General features: G+C 35.7%; 17 protein-coding genes and 3 pseudogenes. 16 read left to right on the forward strand and 4 right to left on the reverse strand.

The window, feature by feature from the left end:
• Positions 1-1,030 precede the first annotated feature (1,030 nt).
• The 6 genes from sctU to BU804_RS04005 all read left to right on the forward strand — a co-directional run bounded on the left by sctU (position 1,031) and on the right by BU804_RS04005 (position 7,988).
• Positions 1,031-2,104 (forward strand): type III secretion system export apparatus subunit SctU, encoded by a 1,074-nt coding sequence (sctU, locus tag BU804_RS03980; RefSeq protein WP_075883078.1) that lies wholly within the window; start codon positions 1,031-1,033, stop codon positions 2,102-2,104.
• Positions 2,105-2,144: 40 nt separating this feature from the next.
• The gene (gene sctV, locus BU804_RS03985) at positions 2,145-4,316 is read left to right on the forward strand and encodes a type III secretion system export apparatus subunit SctV (protein ID WP_039357725.1); all 2,172 of its coding nucleotides are present in this window, start codon (positions 2,145-2,147) and stop codon (positions 4,314-4,316) included.
• A 32-nt stretch (positions 4,317-4,348) separates the two neighbouring features.
• Positions 4,349-5,434 (forward strand): hypothetical protein, encoded by a 1,086-nt coding sequence (locus BU804_RS03990; protein WP_075883079.1) that lies wholly within the window; start codon positions 4,349-4,351, stop codon positions 5,432-5,434.
• A gap of 150 nt (positions 5,435-5,584) precedes the next feature.
• Positions 5,585-5,935 (forward strand): hypothetical protein, encoded by a 351-nt coding sequence (locus BU804_RS03995; protein WP_011175297.1) that lies wholly within the window; start codon positions 5,585-5,587, stop codon positions 5,933-5,935.
• A 14-nt stretch (positions 5,936-5,949) separates the two neighbouring features.
• Positions 5,950-6,408 (forward strand): CesT family type III secretion system chaperone, encoded by a 459-nt coding sequence (locus BU804_RS04000; RefSeq protein WP_039357671.1) that lies wholly within the window; start codon positions 5,950-5,952, stop codon positions 6,406-6,408.
• Positions 6,405-7,988: a 4-alpha-glucanotransferase gene (locus BU804_RS04005; protein ID WP_075883080.1), complete on the forward strand. Its 1,584-nt coding sequence runs from the start codon at positions 6,405-6,407 to the stop codon at positions 7,986-7,988. The genes BU804_RS04000 and BU804_RS04005 overlap by 4 nt, the downstream gene beginning before the upstream one ends.
• A 306-nt stretch (positions 7,989-8,294) precedes the next feature.
• Here the strand turns inward: BU804_RS04005 and BU804_RS14560 are convergent, their stop codons facing one another.
• The 3 genes and pseudogenes from BU804_RS14560 to BU804_RS04015 all read right to left on the reverse strand — a co-directional run bounded on the left by BU804_RS14560 (position 8,295) and on the right by BU804_RS04015 (position 11,375).
• Entirely contained in the window at positions 8,295-8,474 is a 180-nt protein-coding gene (locus BU804_RS14560; RefSeq protein ID WP_226996121.1) for an IS630 transposase-related protein, read from the reverse strand.
• 175 nt (positions 8,475-8,649) lie between these two features.
• Positions 8,650-8,736, reverse strand: a pseudogene (locus BU804_RS17385) (IS1 family transposase); the annotation flags it as partial.
• A gap of 338 nt (positions 8,737-9,074) precedes the next feature.
• Positions 9,075-11,375: a BTB/POZ domain-containing protein gene (locus BU804_RS04015; protein WP_075883081.1), complete on the reverse strand. Its 2,301-nt coding sequence runs from the start codon at positions 11,373-11,375 to the stop codon at positions 9,075-9,077.
• 721 nt (positions 11,376-12,096) lie between these two features.
• On the opposite strand from BU804_RS04015, the pseudogene BU804_RS11915 reads away from it, so the two are divergent.
• From BU804_RS11915 to BU804_RS04025, 3 genes and pseudogenes are all read left to right on the forward strand, one after another.
• Positions 12,097-12,221 (forward strand): annotated as a pseudogene (locus tag BU804_RS11915) (IS1 family transposase); the annotation flags it as partial.
• Positions 12,222-12,396: 175 nt separating this feature from the next.
• Positions 12,397-13,932, forward strand: coding sequence for a transglutaminase family protein (locus BU804_RS04020; RefSeq protein ID WP_079988595.1), 1,536 nt, complete (start codon positions 12,397-12,399; stop codon positions 13,930-13,932).
• A 41-nt stretch (positions 13,933-13,973) separates the two neighbouring features.
• Positions 13,974-14,558: a cob(I)yrinic acid a,c-diamide adenosyltransferase gene (locus BU804_RS04025; RefSeq protein ID WP_075883082.1), complete on the forward strand. Its 585-nt coding sequence runs from the start codon at positions 13,974-13,976 to the stop codon at positions 14,556-14,558.
• A 15-nt stretch (positions 14,559-14,573) separates the two neighbouring features.
• On the opposite strand, the gene ispG is transcribed toward BU804_RS04025, so the two are convergent.
• Positions 14,574-16,538, reverse strand: coding sequence for a (E)-4-hydroxy-3-methylbut-2-enyl-diphosphate synthase (gene ispG, locus BU804_RS04030; protein WP_075883083.1), 1,965 nt, complete (start codon positions 16,536-16,538; stop codon positions 14,574-14,576).
• Positions 16,539-16,901: 363 nt separating this feature from the next.
• On the opposite strand from ispG, the gene BU804_RS04035 reads away from it, so the two are divergent.
• The 7 genes and pseudogenes from BU804_RS04035 to BU804_RS14580 all read left to right on the forward strand — a co-directional run bounded on the left by BU804_RS04035 (position 16,902) and on the right by BU804_RS14580 (position 25,348).
• Complete coding sequence (locus BU804_RS04035; protein WP_075883084.1) at positions 16,902-22,409, forward strand: RHS repeat-associated core domain-containing protein; 5,508 nt, start codon at positions 16,902-16,904, stop codon at positions 22,407-22,409.
• Positions 22,410-22,461: 52 nt separating this feature from the next.
• Positions 22,462-22,932 (forward strand): hypothetical protein, encoded by a 471-nt coding sequence (locus BU804_RS04040; RefSeq protein ID WP_158025014.1) that lies wholly within the window; start codon positions 22,462-22,464, stop codon positions 22,930-22,932.
• Between the two features lie 481 nt (positions 22,933-23,413).
• Positions 23,414-23,785: an F-box protein gene (locus BU804_RS14565; protein ID WP_226996122.1), complete on the forward strand. Its 372-nt coding sequence runs from the start codon at positions 23,414-23,416 to the stop codon at positions 23,783-23,785.
• Positions 23,740-23,862, forward strand: a pseudogene (locus BU804_RS15215) (hypothetical protein); the annotation flags it as partial. The gene BU804_RS14565 and the pseudogene BU804_RS15215, both read left to right, overlap by 46 nt.
• Entirely contained in the window at positions 23,863-24,240 is a 378-nt protein-coding gene (locus tag BU804_RS14570; RefSeq protein WP_255371568.1) for a pentapeptide repeat-containing protein, read from the forward strand.
• Between the two features lie 2 nt (positions 24,241-24,242).
• Positions 24,243-24,767 (forward strand): hypothetical protein, encoded by a 525-nt coding sequence (locus BU804_RS14575; RefSeq protein WP_226996124.1) that lies wholly within the window; start codon positions 24,243-24,245, stop codon positions 24,765-24,767.
• Positions 24,768-25,030: 263 nt separating this feature from the next.
• Entirely contained in the window at positions 25,031-25,348 is a 318-nt protein-coding gene (locus tag BU804_RS14580) for a hypothetical protein (RefSeq protein ID WP_226996125.1), read from the forward strand.
• Positions 25,349-25,358: the final 10 nt, after the last annotated feature.

Consider the following 25,358-nt stretch of genomic DNA (forward strand, 5'->3'; position numbering starts at 1 on the left):
CTATAAATAAGTTTGTGCACTCGGATAGCTTAAAAGTATATTCCTCCTTTAAAAAAACTCATTAATTAAACTCAATAAAAAAAATTCTTAAACGTTTTGCTTTTATAAGATAGAAAATTTCTTTATTTGCTTAACTTCATTCACTCACACTTGCCTTTTCAAAATTGGTTTGAAAGCTGTTTAATTGTTAATAAATTAATCATTCTGGAACAGGATTAATATTTGTAAACTTGCTTTTTATTTGAATGAAGCTAAGAGATCAGCTCAACTAAAGAATTTTCAGAATGAAACAATTAAAAAACAAGCAATCGTTGAGAGGCACTTGAATTATCCCATTCATCTTTTTCACTTAATTGAGAATTTATATAAAAAAGATGGGTATTATTGAATGTTTTGGGTCGCCCCTTAAAAATTAGAGTTAAAATTTACTAAGATCTTCTAAATATGCAAAGTTTTTGTGAAAGCTTCTCTTTGTCTATCTTCAAACTGCTGCATCAAATTTTCAAATTTCAGGGCTGTCTAATTTAAAATTAAATCATTTATTTTCTCTTAAGCATCTAAAAAACTTTGAACTTGCAACAAAGGGCATTTTCTCGCCAGATTTAAATTTATCTTCTTTAATTTTAGACAGTTCTGCTGTATAATTATTTAAAAATTTCCGCTGTTTATCCGTGAAATTTTCTTGAAATACAGGTTGATTTGCTGTTTTGCTTAAGTTCTGAACTTCTGATGTGGCTTGTGAACGAAAGCAATTTTAAAATAGACGGCATAACTTGATCTAATTTGTAAAAATGATTGTATAAATTATTCGCATAACTTTATTCATTTAAAATTAAAATAAATATATTTTAAATAAATTTAAAACAAATACATAACTAATTGAATGATAAAATTAAACAAAATAAATCTATTTTTTAAACTTAGTTTTTTACAACATTGACAATGGTTAAAAATAGAGATATAATACTATAAGAAGGAATATGTATTTGTTTTTATTGTCATTGCCATTTCTCTCGGAGGATAAAATCATATGGGCGACAAAACCGAGAAGGCGACCCCGAAAAAGCTAAAAGACGCAAAAAAAAAGGGACAAATCGCGAAATCACAAGATTTGCCTACTGCCTTTACGTTTATAGCTTCAGTCGCCATCATTCTTGCTCTGGCTCCTAGCCTCTATTATCAATTAACTAATTTTTTAGTTGGGACTTTCCGTTCCGTAAATACGCCGGAACTAAGCGGCGTCATTGTTAATTTATTTTATAAAGCCAACGAAGTGATTTTTTTAGCGAGCATCCCCACTATGGCCTTAGTTGCATTGGTTGGAGTAACCATTACATTTTTAACAGTTGGCCCAGTTTTTGCACCTGAAGTGTTTAAATTTGATATTAAAAAATTCAACCCCGTCGATAACTTAAAGGCAAAATTTAAATTAAAAACACTAGTTGAGCTCCTGAAATCCGTGATTAAAATTTCTATCGCGTCTTATTTGATTTATAAAGTGATGTATAATAGTATCCCGGTTTTGATTCAAACAGTGTCGATGCCCATTTCTGGTGCTTTAATTGTTTTTCATGCTTTTTTAGTCGAGGTTGTATTAAAGGTTGGATTATTTTTTATTGTTGTTGCAGTTGCGGACTTTATCTACCAAAAGAAAACATTCGCTAAAGAGATGATGATGGAAAAATTTGAAGTCAAACAAGAATATAAAAACAGCGAAGGTGACCCGCATATTAAAGGAAAACGACGACAAATTGCGCAAGAAATTGCTTATCAAGAAGGACCGACAGGTGGTGTTAAACGTGCCCAAGCAGTTGTCACTAACCCTACTCACTTAGCAATCGCAATTGGCTATGAAAGACACATGGATGCAGCTCCTTATATTTTAGCAATGGGTAAAGACATTTTAGCTGAACGTATTGTAAAAATTGCTGAAAAAAATGACATCCCCGTTTTAAGGAATATTACTTTAGCGCATATTCTCTGGGAGCAAGGAGAAATTTATGAATATGTACCTGAAGACACTTATGAAGCCTTAGCAGAAATTATGCGTTGGATTGCCTCTTTAAAAGATGGAACTGAAATCCCCGAGCCTCTAAACTTATAAGCTTTGAAAAATTATCGGAGAAAAACCTGACATGAATGCCATTCGTAAAATCCTAGATGGAATTACAGCTCGATTAGGCGGAGATCGCTCGCTCGAAGCAATTTCGAAATCCAGCGACATTGCATTAGCCGTTTTAATCATCGGTATTCTTGTTATGATTATTTTTCCTGTCAATCCCCATGTGATTGACTATTTAATCGCTATTAACCTTTCTTCTTCAATTGCCCTTTTAATGGTTGCTCTTTACATTCCAAGCGCTGTTCATTTATCTATTTTTCCTTCTCTGCTTTTGATTACCACGTTATACCGCTTAGGATTAAACATTGCCTCTACTAGACAAATTCTTTTACACGCTAATGCTGGAGAAATCATTTTCCAGTTCGGTAACTTCGTCGTTGGAGGAAATTTCGTCGTTGGAGGCGTTATCTTCTTAATTATCACTTTAGTTCAGTTCTTAGTGATCACAAAAGGGGCTGAAAGAGTTGCCGAAGTTGCTGCTCGTTTTACATTGGATGCGATGCCCGGTAAACAAATGAGCATCGACGCAGACATGCGTGCAGGAATTTTGGATTCCAATCAAGCTCGCGAAAAAAGATTAGCCATCCAAAGAGAGAGTCAATTATATGGAGCAATGGACGGGGCAATGAAGTTCGTTAAAGGAGATGCGATTGCAGGTATCGTCATTACTTTAATTAATGTTATTGGTGGAATGATCATCGGAATGACCATGAATGAAATGGAAGCAAGTGATGCAGCCAAAACTTATGCGTTATTATCTATTGGAGATGGCTTGATCTCTCAAATTCCCGCTCTTTTAATTTCAATTACTGCCGGTATTGTGACAACTCGTGTTTCTGGAAGCGAAAAAGTTGAAAATTTAGGGACTGAAATCTCTGGTCAAATTTTAAAACAACCTAAAGCTCTCATGATTACCGCCGCATTTTTGATGGGCATGAGCTTGGTTCCCGGTTTTCCGATGCCACCTTTTCTAATTGCTGCTGCAGCACTTGGTTTGATTGGTTATGCTTTATGGAGCAATGAACAAAAAGCCTTATTAGGTGGAGGAAGCGTTGGCTCCATGGGTGGAGGGACAATTCAGTCTGCCGCTGGTAGCGATTCTTCAGTAGAAACCTCTGTAAGAGGTCATAAAGTTATCTCTGGAGGTGGAGTTGACAGCTATGCATTAACACTCCCTGTAGTATTAGAGGTTGGCAGAGGGTTGTCTATAGAAATTCAAAAAGCAAATAAAGGGACAAGCTTTATCGATCAAATGATTCCCAAAATGAGGCAAGCACTCTACGCCGATTTAGGAGTTCGTTTTCCCGGTGTACATGTGCGAACTGACTCACCCATTTTAGATAAAGATGAATACTCAATTCACTTAAATGAAGTTCCCATTGTGCGGGGAAAAGTTTTAGAAAATCATCTACTTACTAATGAATCGGAAGAAAACCTTAAACGTTATAATCTTCCTTTCGTTTCTTATAAAAATTCGTTAGGTCTTCCCTCTCTTTGGGTAGATGCAAAAAACAAAGAGTTATTAGATAAAGCTGGAATCCGTTACTGGAGCTCTTTGGAAGTAATGATCTTACATTTATCTTACTTCTTCCGTCATTATGCGAATGAATTTGTTGGAATTCAAGAAGTTAAATCGATGTTAGAGTTTGTTGAAAAATCTTTTCCCGATCTCGTCAAAGAAGTTACACGTTTGATACCGCTTCAAAAAATGACAGATATTTTCAAACGTTTGATCCAAGAGCAAATTTCGATCAAAGATTTAAGAACAATTTTAGAAGCTCTTGGTGAATGGGCCCAAACTGAAAAAGATACCGTTCTTTTGACAGAATACGTCCGCTCATCGCTCAAAAGGTTTATTAGTTATAAATATTCTCAGGGTCAATCCGTTCTATCGGTCTATATTTTAGACCCTGAAATTGAAGATATGGTAAGAGGTGCCATTAAACAGACATCAGCCGGGTCTTATTTAGCCCTAGATCCTGATTCTGTTCAACTTATTTTACAAGGTGTACGCAATACGGTATCTCCTCCTCCTCCCGGTGGACAACCGCCCGTTATTTTGACTGCAATCGACGTGAGGCGATTCGTTCGAAAACTCATTGAAATGGAATTTACTGATATTTCTGTGGTTTCTTACCAAGAGATTGTTCCTGAAATCCGCATACAGCCTTTAGGGCGTATCCAGATTTCTTAAATTCTTAAAACTCTCTGATGGGAGGTGGGATCATGAGTATTCCTTCATCTTTTAATGCAGCTGCTGCAAATGCTGCCTTTGCTGCAAAAGATGCCGCTTTTGACGAAAGTCTTGAGGCAACTCAGCAAGTCTCTGCAAAAAATAGTTTGGCTCTGCAAGAAAATTCGGCAGAAGCTTCTCAAGAAAAACTTGCTCGTGAAGCAGAAGAAAATGCGAGCACAGGGATGACAGCACAAACCAAAAAACTTGCTGCTCCCCCTCGTTCAGAAAAAATTGAGAAAGCGAAAGAAGTCCAAGAATCTGTTTTAGTTCGTAAAGAAGAAGCTGACCAATTTGCTGGGGATTTTTTAGGAAAAGGAAATAATAAAAATTATCACCTAGAAATGGCGATTTTGAGTTCTCTTGCTCAAGATTTAGGTGCTGGTATTACTCCTAAAATGTCTTCTAAAGAAATTATCGAGCATATCACCGACCGCCTTCGCACTTTCGATCCAAAAAGTGGAAAAATCAAAGATCCTGACAGTTCACAGATCGATAAAACCTTTGAATTTCTGTTGTTTGTGACTGAAAAAAAATTAGAAAAACTTCCTAAAGATAGCGAAGATAGCAAACGCTTGACAGAAGTTGCGGCTCATATTAAAGTCGCTAAAAAAGACTACTATGATATGCCAGGTGCAGATGGCAAACCAAATAGTAAAGCCATTGAGCAGGCAAAAAAAATTATTGGGCTGGCTAGTGGTGTTGTTGATGCTTCAGATCGTTCTACAAAAGAGGCTTTAGATGAACTTCGAGATATTTTAGATAATCCGCAAGATGTCCAAAATATTCGTAAAGAGTATGAAAAAAATGGGGGTGCTACCCGTTTATTTAACGATCTTAAAACATTTTATCACCATTTAGGCAATCAATTAAAACGTGTCAATGTGCAAACGGTGGATGGTGGAAATCTTAACCCAACTAATATGCCAACCCTAGAGCCAAGCCAACTACAACAATATACTGACGCTACACAAAGTAGAAGAGCCGTTGCCTTTGTCTATATAAGTGCCAAAACAGAAAGCAAGATTGCTGAAAAAACAATGAACCAAGCAGGCTTTATCAATCGAGCAGCAGCCTAAGACTATATCGAAAACCTGAGTTTTAATTTTGTTAGATTTTATGATTCTTTCCAAAAAAAGGAAAAAAATAAAAAAAATATAACAAATTAATTGATTTTCAAATTAAGTAAACTTAAAACTCAGGTTAATTGAAACGCATACGGATAACGAATGAAAAGAGATTCCTTTCGAGCTCACTTCAACTTTGAATCTATCGGAAAGCTTTTTTTTGATGCTGCAGAAGAGCGTTATCCCACAGCTGAAAAAATGAATCAATTGGTTTCTCGTTTAACAGATCCGGTCATTTTGGATCCTGTCGAAAATGTTTTTGCCAAAATTACGCTTTTAAATTCTATCCGCAATATGATCAAAGCCGTGTCGCCTAGGCTTTATCGTTCTATGCAACATCGCGATGATTTATATCTAGCCGTTATTGAAGCCTTAGAAGACCTTGAAGATGAATTAGAAGAATTAGAAGAGCAAGCATTAGAAGCTGAAGAAAGCGTTGATAAAGAAAGTTGAGGAGCTTTATCCCTATGGTTAGTAGTCAGTTTGAATCCATTTTGAAAGAATTCGAACTTTTTTTCAATTGTTCATTAAAAGCAGATGAAAATGAATCTTGTCTGATTCAAATGGGAATTGGAGTGAACATCCAAATTGAGCTTAATCGAGAAGGAAAATTATTAATTGGCTGCCGTATAGCCACACTCCCATTAGGGAGATTCCTTCACGAAGTGATCAAAGAAGCTTTAAAAGCGAATGATTTTTATCCCCCTTCGAGCGGAATTTTTGGCTTTAGCCATAAATCCAGTAATTTAATTTTATATACTTTAATTGATCCTTATCAGTTAGACCAAAACAAAATTGAAAGCATTCTTTCACCTTTTGTTGCTAAAGCGAAAATTTGGTCCGATGCCCTCAATCAAGGAAATGTTCCGTATATTACAGAAATTACCAATACTCCTCCTGCACCTCCATTTGGTTATCAAAGATGATCGATCCTACTTTCTTACTTCACTCTCTTGCGGCTAAACAGTGGGAGCGAATCGGTATCAAGCACCATCATGGAATCAATGTTCCTTTATTTAGTGTTCATTCCTCTCAATCATGCGGAATTGGGGAATTTACAGACCTTTTTCTTTTAATCGATTGGTGTAAGTCGATCAATTTTGATTTAATTCAGCTCCTCCCTTTGAATGATAGCGGTCTTGGAACCAGTCCCTACAGTGCCCTATCAGCCTTTGCTTTAAGTCCCCTCTATTTAGGGTTACATGCTTTACCACATTTAGAAGAATTTTCCTCTTTGCATGATGAATTAAAAGCTGTTCCTAAATTATCCAACCATCAACGCGTTGACTATAAGCTTGTGCGTGAAAATAAAGAACGTTTTTTACACCATTATTATGAACAAGCCGGTTCTTTGATTTTAAATAGCCAAGCTTACCAAGCATTTGTTCAAAACAATGCCTGGTTAAAGGGATATGCTGTTTTTAAAACTTTAAAGTCTCAATATCAATGGTCAAATTGGGAAAGTTGGCCCATTGTTGATCAATCTCCCACGCCAGAATTGTTAGAAAAAGTATATGCCAAACATCAATCCGAAGTCAATTTTCACTGCCTCATTCAATATCTTTGTGATCAACAGCTTAAATCTGTGAAGGAATATGCCGATCGACATGGCGTTTATCTCATGGGCGATATTCCTATTTTGATTGATCGAGATAGTGCTGATGTTTGGTTACATAGACCTTTATTCGATTTAGAATTTTCGGCTGGAGCTCCTCCTGATATGTATAGTAGTGAAGGACAAAATTGGGGTTTCCCAATTTACAATTGGGAAGCCCTCACTCAGGAAAATTACCGTTGGTGGATAGATCGTTTAAATTGGTCTTGTCGCTATTATCATATTTATCGTATCGATCATATTATTGGTTTTTTCCGCATTTGGTCTATTCGTCGCAGTCTAACGAGTCGACAAGGAGAGTTTATTCCTTCTGATGAAGCAACTTGGGTCGATCATGGACAACGCATTATGTGTGTTATGCTTAGAGAATGTGAAATGCTTCCGATCGGAGAAGACCTTGGTGCGGTCCCTGATCAAGTCAGAGAATGTTTAAGCGCACTTGGCATTTGTGGAACCCGTGTAATGCGTTGGGAACGGCTTTGGAAAGATAATGGTCGTTTTCTTCTCCCACAAGAATATCCAGAACATAGCATGACAACTGTTTCAACTCATGACAGCGAAACCTTACAACAGTGGTGGCAATCTTTTCCTTTAGAAGCTCAAGTCTTCGCTCAACTTAAGGGCTGGTCTTACCACCCTTATTTAAATCGTGAATACCAAAAAGAAATTTTATGGGACAGTCATCACACAAGCAGTTTATTTCATATTAATCTTTTACAAGAATATTTGGCTCTTATTCCTGGTCTGACTTGGCCTCACCTAGAAGATGAACGGATTAATATCCCAGGAATTATTTCTGAAAGAAATTGGAGCTATCGATTCAAACCAAGTTTAGAAGAACTCACCTCTCACCCGGCATTAACCCATCTTATGCAACAACTTATTATTTAATAAGTTGTTAAGTTGATTTCTTTAATCTTAAAACTTATGTGTTTATAAATATATTTGAATATTAATAATAATCAATAAAGGTGCTTTTTTTAGCTTAGGTAGTCCTAAACGTGTAATGCTCGATGCCGATTGTAGTTGCAAATGAAATAGTTCATCATACCAATAGGGTTAGTTAATTTCTTCAAGAAGAAGAAGGTTTTTCTCACAAGGCGAGAGTATCTTTGTCCAAGTTGTTATTAATTTTTTAATAGAACTTGTTTTTCCCAATTTCTTTCCAACTATAGTTGATTGAATTTAATTGTACACTTATGTACATATTTGACAAAAAGAATAATCAATGGCTTTTGCAAGACTTGAAAATTTGTTTAAACTTAATCGGACTAATTGTTTAAAATTTGCCCAGAAAGCTTGTCTGACTTCTTCTGCAGAATGTCCAATTTCTAAATAATTGAGTGCTTTTTGCCTTAAATCTTTGGAATATGCCATAAATTTTAACTTAAACTATATCTATAGGCACGATTAAATTTGGTTAACTATATATTCAGGCTTTCTGGTAATTCCTTAATGATTTCATGAATGAATTGTAGAAGCCATGGCATGCTAACATTAAAATGCGGCAGACAACTTTTAGTGAAAATTGTTCGAAGAGAGATTGGCAAATTCAGGAGTGCCTCTCTTCATTAATCCTTTTATTTTGAGAATCTATGACAAGCTGACGTCCACAGTTAAGACATGGATGATTCTGCTTTCCGTTATGAAAATGACCATTTTTTTTATAGTTGTCTAGCTACAACTTGGGCATGTTAATGTCATTTTAGGTCTCCGTATGAGGAAGATCCTATAAGAAAGCCATTTACATTAGAAAAGTCAAATGAAAATTTTTAGTTAGCATGACATTTTTAGAATTACCAAATTTTATGAGCATAAATATTTTAAAAAAATTTTTATCTTTTTTGGTAATTTCACATTTGACTTTCTTTGTTATTACACTTCAAGCAAGATCAGTTCGCATTCATCCCGAACTAAATGCGTTAAAGCCGCTAAGAATGTCAAATTCATTAATCCAACGTCAGTGAGTTTATCGCATCAACCTAGGTCTAAGTGTTGCAAATCCACTAAGAACGCTAAATGCGCCAATCCAGCGTCGGTGAGATTATTGTATTTACTCCGATCTAAATGCTGTAAAGCTATTAAAGGTGTCAAATGCGCTAATCCATCATTAGTGATCTTTCCACAATGGTTCAGAATTAAATACTGTAAAGCCATTAAGGGTGTTAAATGCGCTAATCCATCGTCAGTGAGCTTTCCACAATGACTCAGATCTAAGTGCCGTAAAGCCGCTAAGGGTGTTAAATGCGCTAATCCATCGTCAGTAAGCTTTCCACAATGGCTCAGATTTAAATGCTGTAAAGCCACTAAGGGTGTCAAATTCACTAATCCATCGTCAGTAAACTTTCCACAATGGCTCAGATCTAAATGCCGTAAAGCCGCTAAGGGTGTCAAATTCACTAATCCATCGTCAGTAAGCTTTCCACAATGGCTCAGATTTAAATGCTGTAAAGCCACTAAAAGTTTCAAATGCACTAATCCATCGTCAGTAAGCTTTCCACAATGGCTCAAGTTTAAATGCTGTAAAGCCACTAAAAGTTTCAAATGCGCTAATCCAGCACCAGTGAGCTTATCGCATCCACTCAGATCTAAATAACGTAAAGCAGCTAAGGGTGTTAAATGCGCCAATCCATCGTCCGTGAGATTTTCACAATAGCTCAAGTTTAAATGCTGTAAAGCCATTAAAAGTTTCAAATGCGCTAATCCAGCACTAGTGAGCTTATCGCATGCACTCAGACCTAAATGCTGTAAAGCGGCTAAGGGTGTTAAATGCGCTAATCCAGCATCTGTGAAATTTCCACAATAGCTCAAGTTCAAATGCTGTAAAGCCATTAAGGGTGTTAAACGCGCTAATCCAGCGTCCGTGAAGTTATTGTTCCAACTCAGATTTAAATACTGTAAAGCTACTAAGGGTGTTAAATGCGCCAATCCAGCGTCGGTGAGATTATGGCACCCATTCAGATCTAAATGCTGTAAAGCTATTAAAGGTGTCAAATGCGCCAATCCAGCATCGGTGAGATTATGGCACCCATTCAGATCTAAATGCTGTAAAGCTATTAAAGGTGTCAAATGCGCTAATCCATCGTCAGTGAGCTTTCTACAATAGTGCAAATTCAACTGCTGCAAAGCTATTAAAGGTGTTAAATGCGCTAATCCAGCATCCGTGAGATTATGGCATTCACTTAGATCTAAATGCTGTAAAGCCATTAAAGGTGTCAAATGTGCTAATCCAGCATCCGTGAGATTATGGCATTCACTCAGATCTAAATGCTTTAAAGCTATTAAAGGTGTTAAATGTGCTAATCCAGCATCCGTGAGATTATTGCATTCACTCAGATCTAAATGCTGTAAAGCCATTAAAGATGTCAAATGTGCTAATCCAGCATCCGTGAGATTGTGGCACGCTTGGAGATTAAGTACTTTCAAATTTTCACAATTTTTTAACGCTAAGAGATGGGCATCGGTCAAATGGGCATACTTTGAAAAATTAAGCTCTTCTATCTCATTTAAGAAGTGCTTTAAAATTTTTTCAAATTCCATTAAATGAGAAGTCTGGTTTAATAATGAACTCACAACTGTAAGCTCTAAATAGCTTTTTAAAGTGTTTAATTGATATTGATGCGCGAAATTTAAAACTTCTTTTAATTTTACTAGGCTGTCTTCGGTGGAATTAAATAGCTCACCTTCTTCTGATTTATATGTGTCAAGCAACTGCTCTTCTAAATTTTTTACAACTTCTGCCAGTTGATAATAATCGGCTAATTGAATGAAAGAAGGGAGATCTTCCACAGGAACTTTAAAGCTAGCATCTACGAGGCAATTGAGTAGATAAGTAAACTCTTTTTGTGTCAAAGCGAGAGGATCTTGAAGAGTTTCTCGAAAATTTCCCGACCAAAGGCTCTTAAAATAGGGCGATTTCTCCATTAACAAAGATATGTGAGAACTAGAGATAATTAGAGAAGATTTATCATGAAAGCTCAGTTTGTAAGAAGGAGGGACAAAACATGAAGTTTGACTCGGACTTGGTAAAGATAAACCAGATCCTGGACGATTTGTGGCAATCTCTTTTCGCCCCCAAAAAATCTCTCTCCATTGAGATTGAAGTTGATCTCTATTGATATAGCTAAAGAATGGGTTCAGGGAAGACTGAAAAATTTTTTTGCATAATAAATTTATTCGTTCAGAAAAATTTAAACGATTGTTCGATCGATAGTAAGTATGAGCATCTGTATTGACAATGAAATAGCTAGGATTAAATCTTGGATTATAAATATGCATAATTATTCTTTAATTTAATTAAATAATTTTTACTTTTATTAGATGAATAAAATAATAGCAATATTAATATAACAAAATATGTAATTAAATTTAAAGTGAAAATTGGTTTTATCGATCGATAGTTAAAGAGATTGTATTGTAATATGAAAAAATCCGCTAAGAAATTGATTCCAATTTCATCACTTAAATGAACAGTCTTCAGTTTGTTGAACAGCGATTTCGTTGCATTTTTAGATCAATATAAACTATTGCTTCTTAAATAATAAAATAGATTAAATATGGTATTTTAAGCATTTAAAATACGCAAATAGCTGTTTCTAATCTAGCAAAATAGGAATACACTTTGTTCACCACGATTGCGCGTTTTACTCATCACTCAGTACTAGAATTTTTAAAATTTTATTAGTTTTTTCAGACCGAATAATATTTCTGGATGCAGCATTATTGAGATTTTTTGTATCAACGCAGACCCAAATGTGGTTTAGCTAATAAGAATTTAAAATTTGCTAATCCAGCGTCAATGAGATTATCACATCCATTTAAATCTAAATACTGTAAAGTGACTTAAGGATATTAAATGCGCTATCCAGCATCAGTGAGTTTAGTGCATCTAGACAAACAATCTTGAGAAACTCAAAACATTAGCTAAAGCTATTGAATTTCTTTTTTAGCTATTTTGTGAAAACTATAAAATCTAATTTTAAAACAATATACTAATATCCTTAAACAAAGTTGCTCTCGACTTGTAAAGCCCCCCTCTCTTTCTCGAAAAAGTTAACTAACCCTATTGGTATGATCAACTATTTCATTTGCGACTACAATCGGCGTCGAACATTACACGTTTAAGACTACTTAGCTTTTGAAAAAAAGAGTTTTAGATAGGTCTTAAAATGTATTGTTTATCCAAAACTCTTTTTTATAGAAAGTGTATGATTCAAAAAGTTATCTTTGAGCACAGTTATGAACTTGAACAAATCTCTTTACTCCAGATATTCTGAATGCAGATTTAATGGAGGGTATCATGATCAAGTTCTATGTGCAATGCCTACTGATAATCATTTTTTTTCATTTAGAAGGTGTTTCTTCTACCTCAGATCAAAAACTTAAAACTCTTTATACAAGCCTAAACCCCACCTCTGTTTCGCAACATTTGGCTTTTTATGAATTGTATCCCTCTCACCCTTTAGGGCAAAAAGCACTCCAAGATGCTTGGAACCTTTTAACGGGGAAACAAGAAAAAAATGTATGCTTGAATGGCATTCCTCTTTCTGACCCCGTTATCCAGACCCTAATTAATATTGTCAATAAACAACCAAATACTGAGCTAGTTCCTCTCACTTCTCAAGAGCTTGATGAAATAGAAAAGCTATCCAAACGTTTAAGTCACTATCACCTTCAAGGGCATTCTGTTTGGAATGAAAAAGACATCTGGCCTTTACCAACTGAAGAGGTTGATTTGGCACGCGGATTATTTTTGAGTCAATTTGGAAATGATTCCCTGCGTATTCGCACATATGAAGCGATGATTGATTTAATCGCGCTTCAAATCCTTGCACGATTACCCCCTAAAGCCTCACCTGAATTAGTGATCAAGGCAATCAACCAAATGGTCTTTGACGAGATGAGATTTCGATTTCCTCCGCAATCCTTGTATGCCAATCACATTGATGTCTATACATTTTTACCTTCTGTTTTAGATTCTCATCGAGGAGTCTGTTTGGGTGTCTCTATCTTGTATCTTTGCCTCGCTCAGCGATTAAATCTCCAACTTGAAATGGTCACTCCTCCTGGTCATATCTATATTCGTCATCGCTCTAAAGATAAAATGATCAATATTGAAACAACGGCAAGAGGAGTTCATCTAGATTGCGAGGAATATTTAAGCATCAATAACCATTCTTTAAAACACCGGCCTCATAAAGAAGTGATTGGAATGGCTCATTTTAACCAAGCTTCTGTCTATTGGCAGCAAGAACAATTTGAACAGGCTTTTTTAGCTTATCAAAAAGCAGAACCTTATCTCAAAGATGATCCTTTATTGAAAGAGTTAATGGGATATACATGCTTATTGACAAACCGCGAAACATTAGGTTTAGAACTGATTAAGAGTATTAAAGATTATATTCCTGATTATGCTGTTGTCAAGTCTACCGTGGCAGAAGATTATTTAAATGGAATGACAGACGCCAAAAGCATTGCTATTTTGTTTTCAAGAACGGATGAAAATCGAACAGCTTTATTAGCAAAAAAAGACTCCTTAGAAAAAATAATCAATAAATTTCCTCGATTCCGAGCAGGTTTATTACAATTAGCTATGACATGGACACAGCTACATCGAGCAGAAAAAGCCTTAGAGAAGCTTAAAGAGCTTAATGCTTTTTATCCTCACGATCCAGAAGTCAATTATTATTTAGCCATTCTTCATGCACAACGTTTAGATTATCCGCAAGCATGGATTCATTTAAAGCAAGCAGAGAAACTCACTTTAGCACGAACTTATGACTGCAAACAATTAAAAGAACTAAGACAAGCTCTTGTCAAAGAATGTCCAGAATAATAATCTACGTCAACGAGCATTTATTATAAGAGGTAGCAGTAGTGAAAATTTATACACGTACAGGTGACAAAGGAACAACGTCATTATTTACAGGTAAACGCGTTAGTAAAAATGATGTCTTCATAGAGGCCCTCGGTACTGTCGATGAGGGAAATTCTTCGATCGGTATGGCCATTTCTTTTCTTCCTAAAGAGCCTGTTTATCAACAAATCAAAGAACAACTCGAAGTGATTCAACATGCGTTATTTGACGTAGGAGCCGCTCTTGCAACTCCAAGAACAAGTCAACATGCAAAAAAATTAGAAAAAACACGATTTGATCAAGAAGAAATTCAGTTAATAGAAAAATGGATCGATCAAATGGAAACTGAACTACCTCCTCTTAAAAATTTTATCTTACCTGGAGGTCATTCAGCAGGAGCCGCTCTACACCTTTCAAGAAGTATCATTCGACGAGCGGAACGCTTAGTCATACCTCTATATGAACAGGCCGACGTTGTAGAAGATATTTTAATTTATTTGAACCGTTTATCGGATTATCTATTTGTTGTGTCAAGATTTGTCAATTTTCACTTAAATTTGTCTGAAACTGCCTGGGAACCCCATAAAGGATCATCGTTAAATTAACATCGATGATGAATGTTATGCATTGATCGTTTGAGGTTCTATCCAACGGCCATGTGCTCTGATTAAATTGACAAGACGATCATCTGCATCTGCAAAATCGATATCTTTTTCCACGCATTCTTTCCCAACGTAAAGGTCGATTTTACCAGGCTTAGATCCAACATACCCAAAATCTGCATCGGCCATTTCACCCGGCCCGTTAACAATGCATCCCATAATCGCAATCTTAACGCCCGGTAAATGAGAGGTACGAGACTGAATCCGTTTAGTGACATCTTGAAGATTAAATAATGTCCGCCCACAGCTTGGGCAAGAAATAAAATCAGTTTTAGACATGCGAAGGCGAGCCGCCTGTAAAATGGAAAAACTCAATTGGCGAAGAAAGAGGATATCATAAGGACCTTCTAACCAAACTCCTTCTCCAAGTCCATCACATAAAAGGGATCCACATTCCATACTAGCTAAAAGAATGGTATCTTCATTTTCTCCTTGATAAGTGAAGTTTAAAATGACTGGATAATTTAATTGATTTTGCTGTAGCCACTCAAAAAATTGTCTTGAATAGTGTAAACGATTAGTTGAAGGAGATAAAATAATTAATTGTGGTTTTAAAGAAATAACTTCTTTCCATTCTTTTTCAGTTTCATCAGTTATTTGAATGATCAAGGGCTGATCAGCGGATTTAGCCCGTGATGAAGAAAAACGGGAAGCAAAAGAATCCACCGCACGGGACTGGAGCCATCCTTTTAACGGGTGAATAGCCAAACTCATTTCAAAAGGATCTTTTGAAAAAAGGCCTATTCCTAAATCTTTTAAAATTTGAAGCTGCCGTTTTTCTTCAGAGCCAGAACTTGGATTTTTTAAAACTAAATTATCTGCTGTGGCAGTCTTTAATTTAGGTTTCCCAAAAGGACCTTCACAACCAATTTGCTGATAGAGAGAAGCCTCTTTAAGCATGTTAATCGGTAACGAAATAAAAACTGTTCCGTCACGATGCATGGGAACGTTTGAAGATAAGTGCACTTGACGTCGTTCGATTGCTTCTATCTGACGATAATTTTCTATAAAAGGAGCCACACCTTGACGTTGATAAGCAGAAGCCAGTTTAATCAATCGTTGGCAAGGATTTATCTCGTGCCAAGGATCTTCTGTTAACGAAACGCGAATGGTATCCCCAATTCCATCAATTAAAAGAGATCCAATCCCCATCGCAGATTTGATTCGCCCATCTTCCCCCTCCCCCGCTTCTGTCACACCTAAGTGTAAGGGATAATCCCATTCTAATGCATACATGGCTTGCGTCAATAAACGATAAGCTTGAATCATGACTTGTGGATTCGAAGCTTTCATAGAAAAAAGAAAGTTATGATAATCATTTTTTCGACAAATGCGAGCAAATTCCAGAGCTGACTCGACCATTCCAAAAGGTGTGTCTCCATAGCGGTTCATGATTCGATCGGATAATGAGCCATGATTAGTTCCAATTCTCATAGCACGGTTTAACCGTTTACACTTTTCCACTAAGGGAGTAAATTTTTCTTCAATCCTCTCAATTTCTCTGGCATAAGACTTATCATCATAATCAATTTGCTTAAAGCTTGCACGTTTATCGACAAAATTTCCTGGATTAATGCGTACTTTGTCCACGAAATCCACAACACGCATGGCTGCAGGAGGATAAAAATGGATATCTGCAACAAGTGGAGTTTGATAACCACGTTTAATCAACCCCTTTTTGATATGTTCACACGCATCCGCTTCTTTAATTCCCTGAACTGTCACGCGAACAATTTCGCATCCCTGATCAGCCAAACGGATGACTTGTTCAATTGTCGCTTCCACATCTCGTGTACTGGATGTTGTCATGGATTGGATACGAATAGGATGGTTGCCTCCAATGCCAACATTCCCCACATTAACAACGCGCGTCGGGCGCCTCTCTGTTTGATGAATCGCCTCGCAATATTTTTTTTGGACCATGACGAACAACCTTTCAAGATTAAAACTTTTGGTTCTCTAAGAAAAAAAATATAACAGAAGTTAACCAAAATGCCAATGACTTTATCCCAAGGGAAACTTACAGCATAAGCTAAGCAAGCTTAATGAGATTTAAAAAATACCTGAAATTTTTTTGCCACTTTAACTATCCAAAAAACTTTCAAAATTTTGTTGCTGCTAGTGAAAAAATTTTATGAAAGCTACTAATTCATTTTGAAATAGCAGAACTTAATGCATCGTCTAAAATGAGTTTAATAAAAAAATAATTTGACAAATCTTCACTAATCTCTTTAATGTAGGTGCCTATTTTTAAATTCAAATCAGAAATTTTTTTAAGGCATCTTTATGTGTTGGATAATATATATACTGTTGAACTTTATTCTTTGCCTGCAAACGCTGACAGCAAACAACAATGATCCTATTCCAGCCATTGAATCAGTTGCAACGACAGAAGGGCTCCCTTCAAGTCTTGTAGGTGGAATGGTTTGCGCCATTAGTGGACAGTTGGTCGACCAAAGTGTGGATGTTGTGGTTCCAGGACCTGAACCCTTAATTTTCAGTCGTTCTTACTGTAGTTTAAGTACCCAAGAAAGATTTGGCATAAGTTGGTGGTCCAATCATCGTGATATGCTTCATTATTCGCATGGAGTATACCAGCAAAAAGAGGTAAGTTATTGCCAACTTTTTTCAACGAGTGGGTCCGCTTTAACTTATCATCATTCTCCCATCCTAGAAGGCGACAAAAAGAAATGCCAATTTAAAATGATTCGTCCTAAAGGGCTGACTAACGGAGCAGGGAATGAAATTAGTGGACGAACAAATGTTAATAATTACCAAGTGACAACTTATCCTGCTGATGAACAATTTTCAATCAAAACAGGAGCGGGAGTTGTTAAACATATTCAGCACTATAAGTCTCCGTTAGGAGACATTAATTACCTTCAGTCGAGTGAAACCAAACCGAATGGCATTCGTTTAGAATATGTCCATTCCAAAGATGTATTCGGAAGACTCCATATCATTAAGTGTTTAAACGCTAAAACACAACGAATATTTAGTACGATTCGATTTGACCAAGTTGGTAAGCGTCTTCATCTTCAAACCAGCGACAACCAAGTGGTCAAATATAGTTTTACTCGACAAACAATTAAAAATTATTCTGATAACACTGTTTTGTATGTAAAGGACGTTGAAAAACCTAGATTTCCTCTCGAAAGCTATGAATATGTCAAAAGAGATTCATCTGATTTTCTTCTAATGTCAAAAAAGAAAATTGCTGATAAGCAGTTTTTAGATATTAGTTATTACAAAAACAAGTATCTCTATCAATTTAATAACGGTCTTCCCACCATTTATATTGAAGATAAAAACGATTATCGCATTGACCGTGTGCGACAATTAAAAGCACCCGTTGGGCCAGATGATAAAGCTATTACAACTCACCGCTTTGTTTACGATATCAAAGAGGATAATAAAGAGCTTCAAAGTGGGAAAACAGATGTTTATGATGCCTACTCGCATAAAACAACTTATTGCTTCACAAAAGAACACCGCTTAGAACAAATTCGAAAATATCAAGGTACTTCTGATTATCACTTATTTAGTAAAGAAGGTTTTGTATGGGGTAAAGAAGGTTCCTCGAATGAAGGAAATCTCATTTGTAAATATCTAAAAGATGGCCAAGGGAATATGCATCAAGCGAGATATTTTAAATACGATGAACGCGGAAACATTAAAAAAAAGGAATTGTGGGGATGTTTGACAGGAATGCCATCCCCTCAACTTCAGCTTGATGGGCATCATATTCCTATTAATAATGGTTGTGAAAAAGAAAAAAAAGTTTGTACGTATTCAGAAGACGGGTTAAATCATCTTTTGACAGAAACAGATAGTAATGGCGTTGTTACCGTCTATCATTATTATCCAAAAAGTGATCTTTTAGCCGCTAAGCTCATTGTCGTTGATCAAATCGTACAAAAAAGAGAGTTTTATACTTATGATCAAAATCATGTCATCATTAAAAAAGTTATCGATGATGGGAAAGGATTATTAGAATACGATTTAACAGGTTTAACAAAACGCTTTATTACCCACCTTTACCCAAGGCAGCATACGCTTGTACATTTGCCAGAACGAGTGGATCATATGTATTTGGATTTGCAATCCAAACAAGAAGTGTTGCTTAACAGAGTTATTTATCATTATACCCTGGAAGGTTATCTTGCAAAAGAAGACACTTATGATAACCAAGGCGATTTTTGTTATTCAAAAAGTTGGGAATATGACGGCCATGGAAACTGTACCAAAGAGATTAATCCTTTGGGGGAAGTCACTTCTAAAAAATATGATGACTATAATAATCTTATCTTTCAAGAAGAGCCGGGTTCCCAATTTTCTTTACATAATACTTACGACTATTCCAATCGTCTCGTTTTGCAAGAAGAGAAGCATACGGATGGTAACTATTTTGCGACTAAGCACCGCTATAACTATTTAAACCAATGTATCGCCACAACCGATCCTTATGGACAAGAAACCACATTTGAATTTGACGATCTTGGTCGTCAAATTGCCACACATTTACCCGAGATAGAAAATGAAGCTGGAGAAATTGTTTCTCTTGTTATTCATAGAGAATATAATCTTATCGGTCTTCCAACTTGTGTAACAGATGCTAAAGGGTTGCAAACCAAAATTCAATATAACATTCGTGGCCAACCTCTTCTTGCCCACTATCCCGATGGATCTTTCGAACAATATCTTTATTTGCTAGATGGAACTCTCATTCAAAAAACTGAGCGAAATGGCATACGCACTCACTATAAAAAAGATTATCAAGGAAGAATTCTAACAGAATCCACTTATGCTGCAGAAGGAAATCTTCTTTGTACACAGCATTGGTCGTATAATGCTTTCCACCCCTTAACTTACATAGATAAAGAAGGAATCGTCACCCATTATCATTATAATTTTGCGGGTCGCTTGGTCTCTCAAATTAAAGAAGATCAAATGACAGAGTACTTTTACGATAATTTGGGACGAGAAATTGAAACTAAAGAATGGATTGATGAATCAAATTATCGACGTACTATTAAAGTCTATGATTGGCTCAATCGTATTATTGAAGATAGGTTAGAAGATGCTCAAAATCAGCTCTATCAATGCAATCAATATACTTACAATGCGAAAGGGAATAAAACTGTTGTTAAGGCGGGTGAACAAGTCACAAAAACAACTTATGATGCTCATCAAAATGTGATAGAAATTACCAATGCACTTGGTCAAACGACGCACACAGCTTATAATCCTTATTTCTTAAATCATTATAATCAACGCGTCTTGCAAGCTACCACAACAGATGCCCTAGGTTATCAGACAATTCTTACCTATGACAACGCGAATCGATTAGTTAGTGAGAAGCGAAAAACTCCTTTTGGAATAGAGATTTCTCATCAACAATTTTATTACGATTTGAATGGCAATCAAGCAAAACGCATTGACCATGTGATGGTGGATGGAAAAACAACGCATTCCATTGAAACAATTTTCAGCTACAACGAAAATAATCAATTAATAACGCTTGCGGAAGCGGCTTATACACCCGAACAAAAAATCACTCATTACCTCTATAATCAACGAGGTCAAAAAATTTCTACCACAAAACCCGATGGAGCCATTTTATCTCACACCTACGATTCATTTGGCTATTTAAAAACGTTAAAATCTTCTGATGGATCTATTGATTACGATTATGAATATACATTAAATGGACTGATAAAAAAAGTCGTCGACCATGTTACAGAAAGCTCTACTGAGCGTTTGTATGATCAAATGGGACGAATGATCCAAGAAAAACTCGGAAATGGATTAATTCTTTCTTATCAATACGATCGCCTTGGCAGAGCTATTCTTATCACACTACCCGATCAAACAGCAATTGAATATCAGTTCAGCGCAGTCGATTTAAAAGCTGTTCATCGTTTAGTGAACGAAAAGTACTCTTATACGCATAAAGATTTAGAACACAATCTACAAGGTGCACCAATTAAATCCCAACCGCCAGGAGAAAATGGTCTTGTTCATTATCAATATGATTCTTTAGATCGATGTGTCGGTGTTGCCTCCCCTTTTTTCAAACAAACAATTTCAAGCGAGGGGTATGATGAGGTCGGCAATCTGCTCAGCTATGAAACGGATGGCAAAGTTTCTTCTTATACTTATGATGATTTCTATCAATTACAAAGTGAAAAAGGACATGCTAATCATAAATACCAATGTGATTCCCTCTCGAATCGCTTACTTAAAGATGATCAAGAACACACATACAATTCTCTCAATCAACTTTTAAAAAGAGGAGATGAAACCTATCTCTATGATCCCAATGGAAATTTAATTGAGAAACAAAGAGGTTCAGAAAAAACCATTTATACCTACGATGCCCTTGACCGTCTCCGATCAGTGACATCCAAACGGCAAACGATTTCTTACTCTTATGATCCTTTTAATCGACGCCTGAGTAAAAAAGGCCTTAAAGAAGAAATGTACTTTCATCAGGGACAGGAAGAAATTGGAGCTATCGTTAAAGGAAAAATCACTGAATTAAAAGTTCTTGGGAAAGGTGAAAAGTATCCTCCTGTTGCCATTGAACTAAATGATCAAGTCTATGTCCCCATTCGTGATCTATTCGGTCAAATTAGCGGGTTACAGACTTTACAAGGGCAACTGATTGAAACTTATCGCTATTCTGCTTTTGGAGAAATTCAAATCCTTAATGCGAAAGGAAAAGAAATTAAAGAATCTCAGGTTGGAAATCCTTGGCGTTATGCTAACAAACGATTTGATCCCGAGACAGGATTTGTCGCATTTGGTCTTCGGTATTATGATCCTAACCTCGGTCGCTGGATTACAGCTGATCCTTCCGGCTTTGAAGACGGTCCTAACCTCTACGCCTATGTGCATCATAGCCCTCTTATCTACTTTGATCAATTTGGGCTATTCACTTTTTCAGGTTTATTAGATACCACGTTTGATTATACAATGGCTTTGTGCGACTATGGTGCATTTGGGATTCCTGGCTTTGTTGCAAGTAATGTGTATCAGTACCTGACTAACGAGCCATTAAACAGTGTTGTGAATCATAAATTTTGTGAATCTGAAGAAGATTATGAATTTTTCCATTCAGACTCTGAAATTCCTGATGCTATTTATTATAATCGATCCGCAGTATATAATTTAAATGACTTTAAAAATCCTTTAACCAATATGCCCTATAACTTAAAGACGACTCAAGGGAAACTCTTAATGTTTATGAATGGTGTGAATAATAGCCGTCAAGATCACCTTAGTAGCCTTGGCCATCTTGGTTTACTTGCTAACCATAATGTACTTGGGGTATACTCTGCTTCCCAAGGGATGTTTAGTGATTTTTACCACTATAAACAAGCTTTAATAAACAACGTTGCTTATGAATCTGTGCGAATACTACATAGATCTTGGAATGAATTTTTCAAAGATACTCCTGAAGGAAAGATTTTAATGGTTTGCCATAGCCGAGCTGCTGTTTATGTTCGAAATGCTTTAATGGACTATCCGCCAGAATTGAGAAAACAGATTCAAGTCCTTGCTGTTGCTCCAGGAGGATACATAGCGGATGGCTTATGTGGCAAAGTAAAGCATCTAACGAGTGATAAAGATCTTATTCCTTGGTTAGATTATCATAAAATTTCGAGATGTGGAGACACAGTAGTGAATTTGAAAGCTCATCCAGAATATTTCATTATGGATCATTCATTCCAAAGCCCAACTTATGCTCGTGAAATAGCAACAATTACAAATAATTTTTTAAATGAATAAACTACCTTTTTCCCTATTGTTAATTTGTTTAATTATCTTCGAAGTGGTTGCTATGCCATCACATCACTCTAAAATGTCCCAAGAAGGTAATTTGATGTATGCAGTTATCAAAGATTTTGCAAAACGCATGAAACATGAGAAACATTTGCAACTAGAAACTATTGGAGGAGGCGTTGAAAACGGCATATATAATTTTAGCTTAGGATTCAGAAGAGAGGGATCTCTAAATAAAAAAGAATCAGAAGCACTGATCATTTTGATTACAGAAGAATTTATCTCAGAAGTAAATAATAATGAAATGATTCGTCCTTATCTCAGAGATTATCCTATATCTAATACGAACGTAGAGCTAAGTATAGGTAATTACGATTTTGAAGGTAACGTAATTGAAACGCCAAATGTAGCGACCGTTTGTACTCACAAAGATAAAATTGTTTATTTTTATAAAGGACCTAAAGGCATCTATGATTATAAAGATGAGCGCGAAAGTTACGAAGAAGCATTAAAAAAAATTAATCAGTAATATTATAGAAGTATTTTCTATGAAGTGAATAAAAATGAAATACTTCATCGTATCTGAAAAATTAGTTTATTCCCAATAGCTGATGTTAATATGTTCATATATAATTATGCGTTTAATGGTAAATTTATTCATCCTCTTTTTATAAATCTTGTCGCAGCCGACAGAGATAAAGTAGTTATGTTATCTATCCAGCAATAGAGTTAACAGAAGCGCTACTTTTCCTATGTAATCGCTGCAACCTCAGCAAGATTTCAACAAAAAGGGCCTTATTTCGTATTTAGAAATCTATTTATATACCAATTGATTTAATGAAAATCAAACTTATCATCCCTCCATTCATGTTACTTTGTCAATGCCGTCTGATATATCTCTGAGTTTATGATGCAAAAGATAGACTTCGCAAAATTACCAAAAATAGTTTATATACACCGCAACAGTTAAATAGATCTTTTTCTCATCCTCTTTTTAGGAGAATTATAAGATGCAGCTTCCCTCTAACATAGATTCTAACATAAATTCTAAGATTTTTGTGGTTAACGAACAAAATCCCTTATTTCCTTCTCCTTTAACTATAAAAATTGGGTTAGAAATATTTAAATATTTGGAATCGCTAGACCGAGGGCAAGCTAGGCTAGTGTGTAGAAAATGGAAGCAGTTGATTGATAAAATAGATATTATTGAAAACTATAATATAAGTCTTAAAAGTCCGGCCGAGGTGAGACAGAAAGCTACTCATTATTTGCGAAACCCTGAAAAATTAAAAGCCGAGCAGCGCTTTCTTTTAACAATTGTCAGACTTTCGAAAGATTGCATAAAAATAAAGTTCGCAACTGCAAATGCCTTGATGATTTAAAAAAAACCAATTTTTCTTTTATAGGCTCTGATTTTAGAGGGGTTCAAGCGCCTGGTGTTAGGCTTGCCCGGACAATTTTGGATAAAGCCAATTTCTCAAGAGCAAATCTAGAAGGGGCGGATTTTACTGGCTGCTCCTTGGAGGACGCTATTCTTGATAACGCGGAGCTTAGAGATGTTCAGTTTGGCCAGCTCCCCTATTTAAACCATCAAGATAAAGTACTCACTATGGCTTTGTCTCCTAATAGCAAATATTTAGCTTCCGTTGATTGCGAAAATTTTTATATCTGGAATCTAGAAACTTTTGAAGCTGAAAAGCAACCCTTGGAGATAAGAAGTCTTCAGCAATCTTTTCTCCAGTTTTTTCAAAATGGTCAATTTCTTTTTAGAGCATCTAATAAGAAGGGAAAACGCCTCAAAAAGCAAGAATTGAAATATGGAAAGCTGTGCCCCTAAAAATGATTAGCTCATTGGCTATTGACGATATTAACTCTTTTTCGTTATTGGCCCTTACTCAAGATGAAAAAACACTTATTAGTGTATCCTTAAAAAAAGAAATGCTTTCTAGCAAAACAACAAATATTTGCCTTTGGCAAATAGACTTTAAGGATCAAATCCTTCTTCAAATTACATTAGAAAAGAAAAAAATAATAACAGGTTTAGCGAAAAAGGCTAGCTATGCTCCCCAAACCTCTATTATCGCCCTATATGTTTTAGAGAGAAGCTGCGTTGAATTTTATCTTCTTCCCGACTTGGAACTTAAACAAAATTGGACATTACAGCTATTGAAAGGGAAAAAGGAATATAAAGTTAGCAATATGGTGTTTACTCCTCAAGAAAGCCAACTTATTGTAAATATCCTTCCCGAAAAAATTAGCAGACTTTTTTCTGGTAAAATCCCAATCGAATTTAAAAGTAAAGTATATAGTTGGGATATAAAAAATAAGCAAAAAAAATCTTATTTTTTGAAGAGCACCTTATAAGAAAACTCCAATTTTTACCGGGTAGCTTACAGATAGCCTATTTTATATATTACAAATGTGATGAAAGCTTTTTTCGCATCCGTGGCAAAGATTTTAAATTAAAGTTCAGCGAACAATTTTCCGCTAAATTCAGTGGTAATAGTAGTAAAGCTAAAAATTTTATTTCCAATGATCAGTTTGTTTTTCGCTCTAAAATAAAACAAATTTCTATTGCTCCATTAAAAGCTTTTGTAGGAAAAAAAGACTTCCCTTTACCTCATAATATGTATTTTTCTCTGGATGAGCAAACAATTTGTCTTTGGAGTTTTGAAAATGAGCTCCATTCTTTTGAAAATGATTTCCCTTTTTTTTCTTTAAATAAGCAAACATATTATTTTCAAAATGTTGAAAATAAGCTTTATACCTATCAAATTTTCAAGGGGAAAAAACTTGGTCATAAAAATTTAAGGAAAACTTTTTTTGAACAAATGTTGGATTATCGTCTCTCTTTTGATGTTCAATATTGCATCAAAACAATTTTTCATGAAAGCCCTGACAAAAACCAGATTATTATTTCTCAAATTGAAAATGAAGAAGTGTAGATTTCATATG

It is taken from the genome of Candidatus Protochlamydia sp. W-9, assembly GCF_001950615.1.
Lineage (GTDB): Bacteria > Chlamydiota > Chlamydiia > Chlamydiales > Parachlamydiaceae > Protochlamydia > Protochlamydia amoebophila.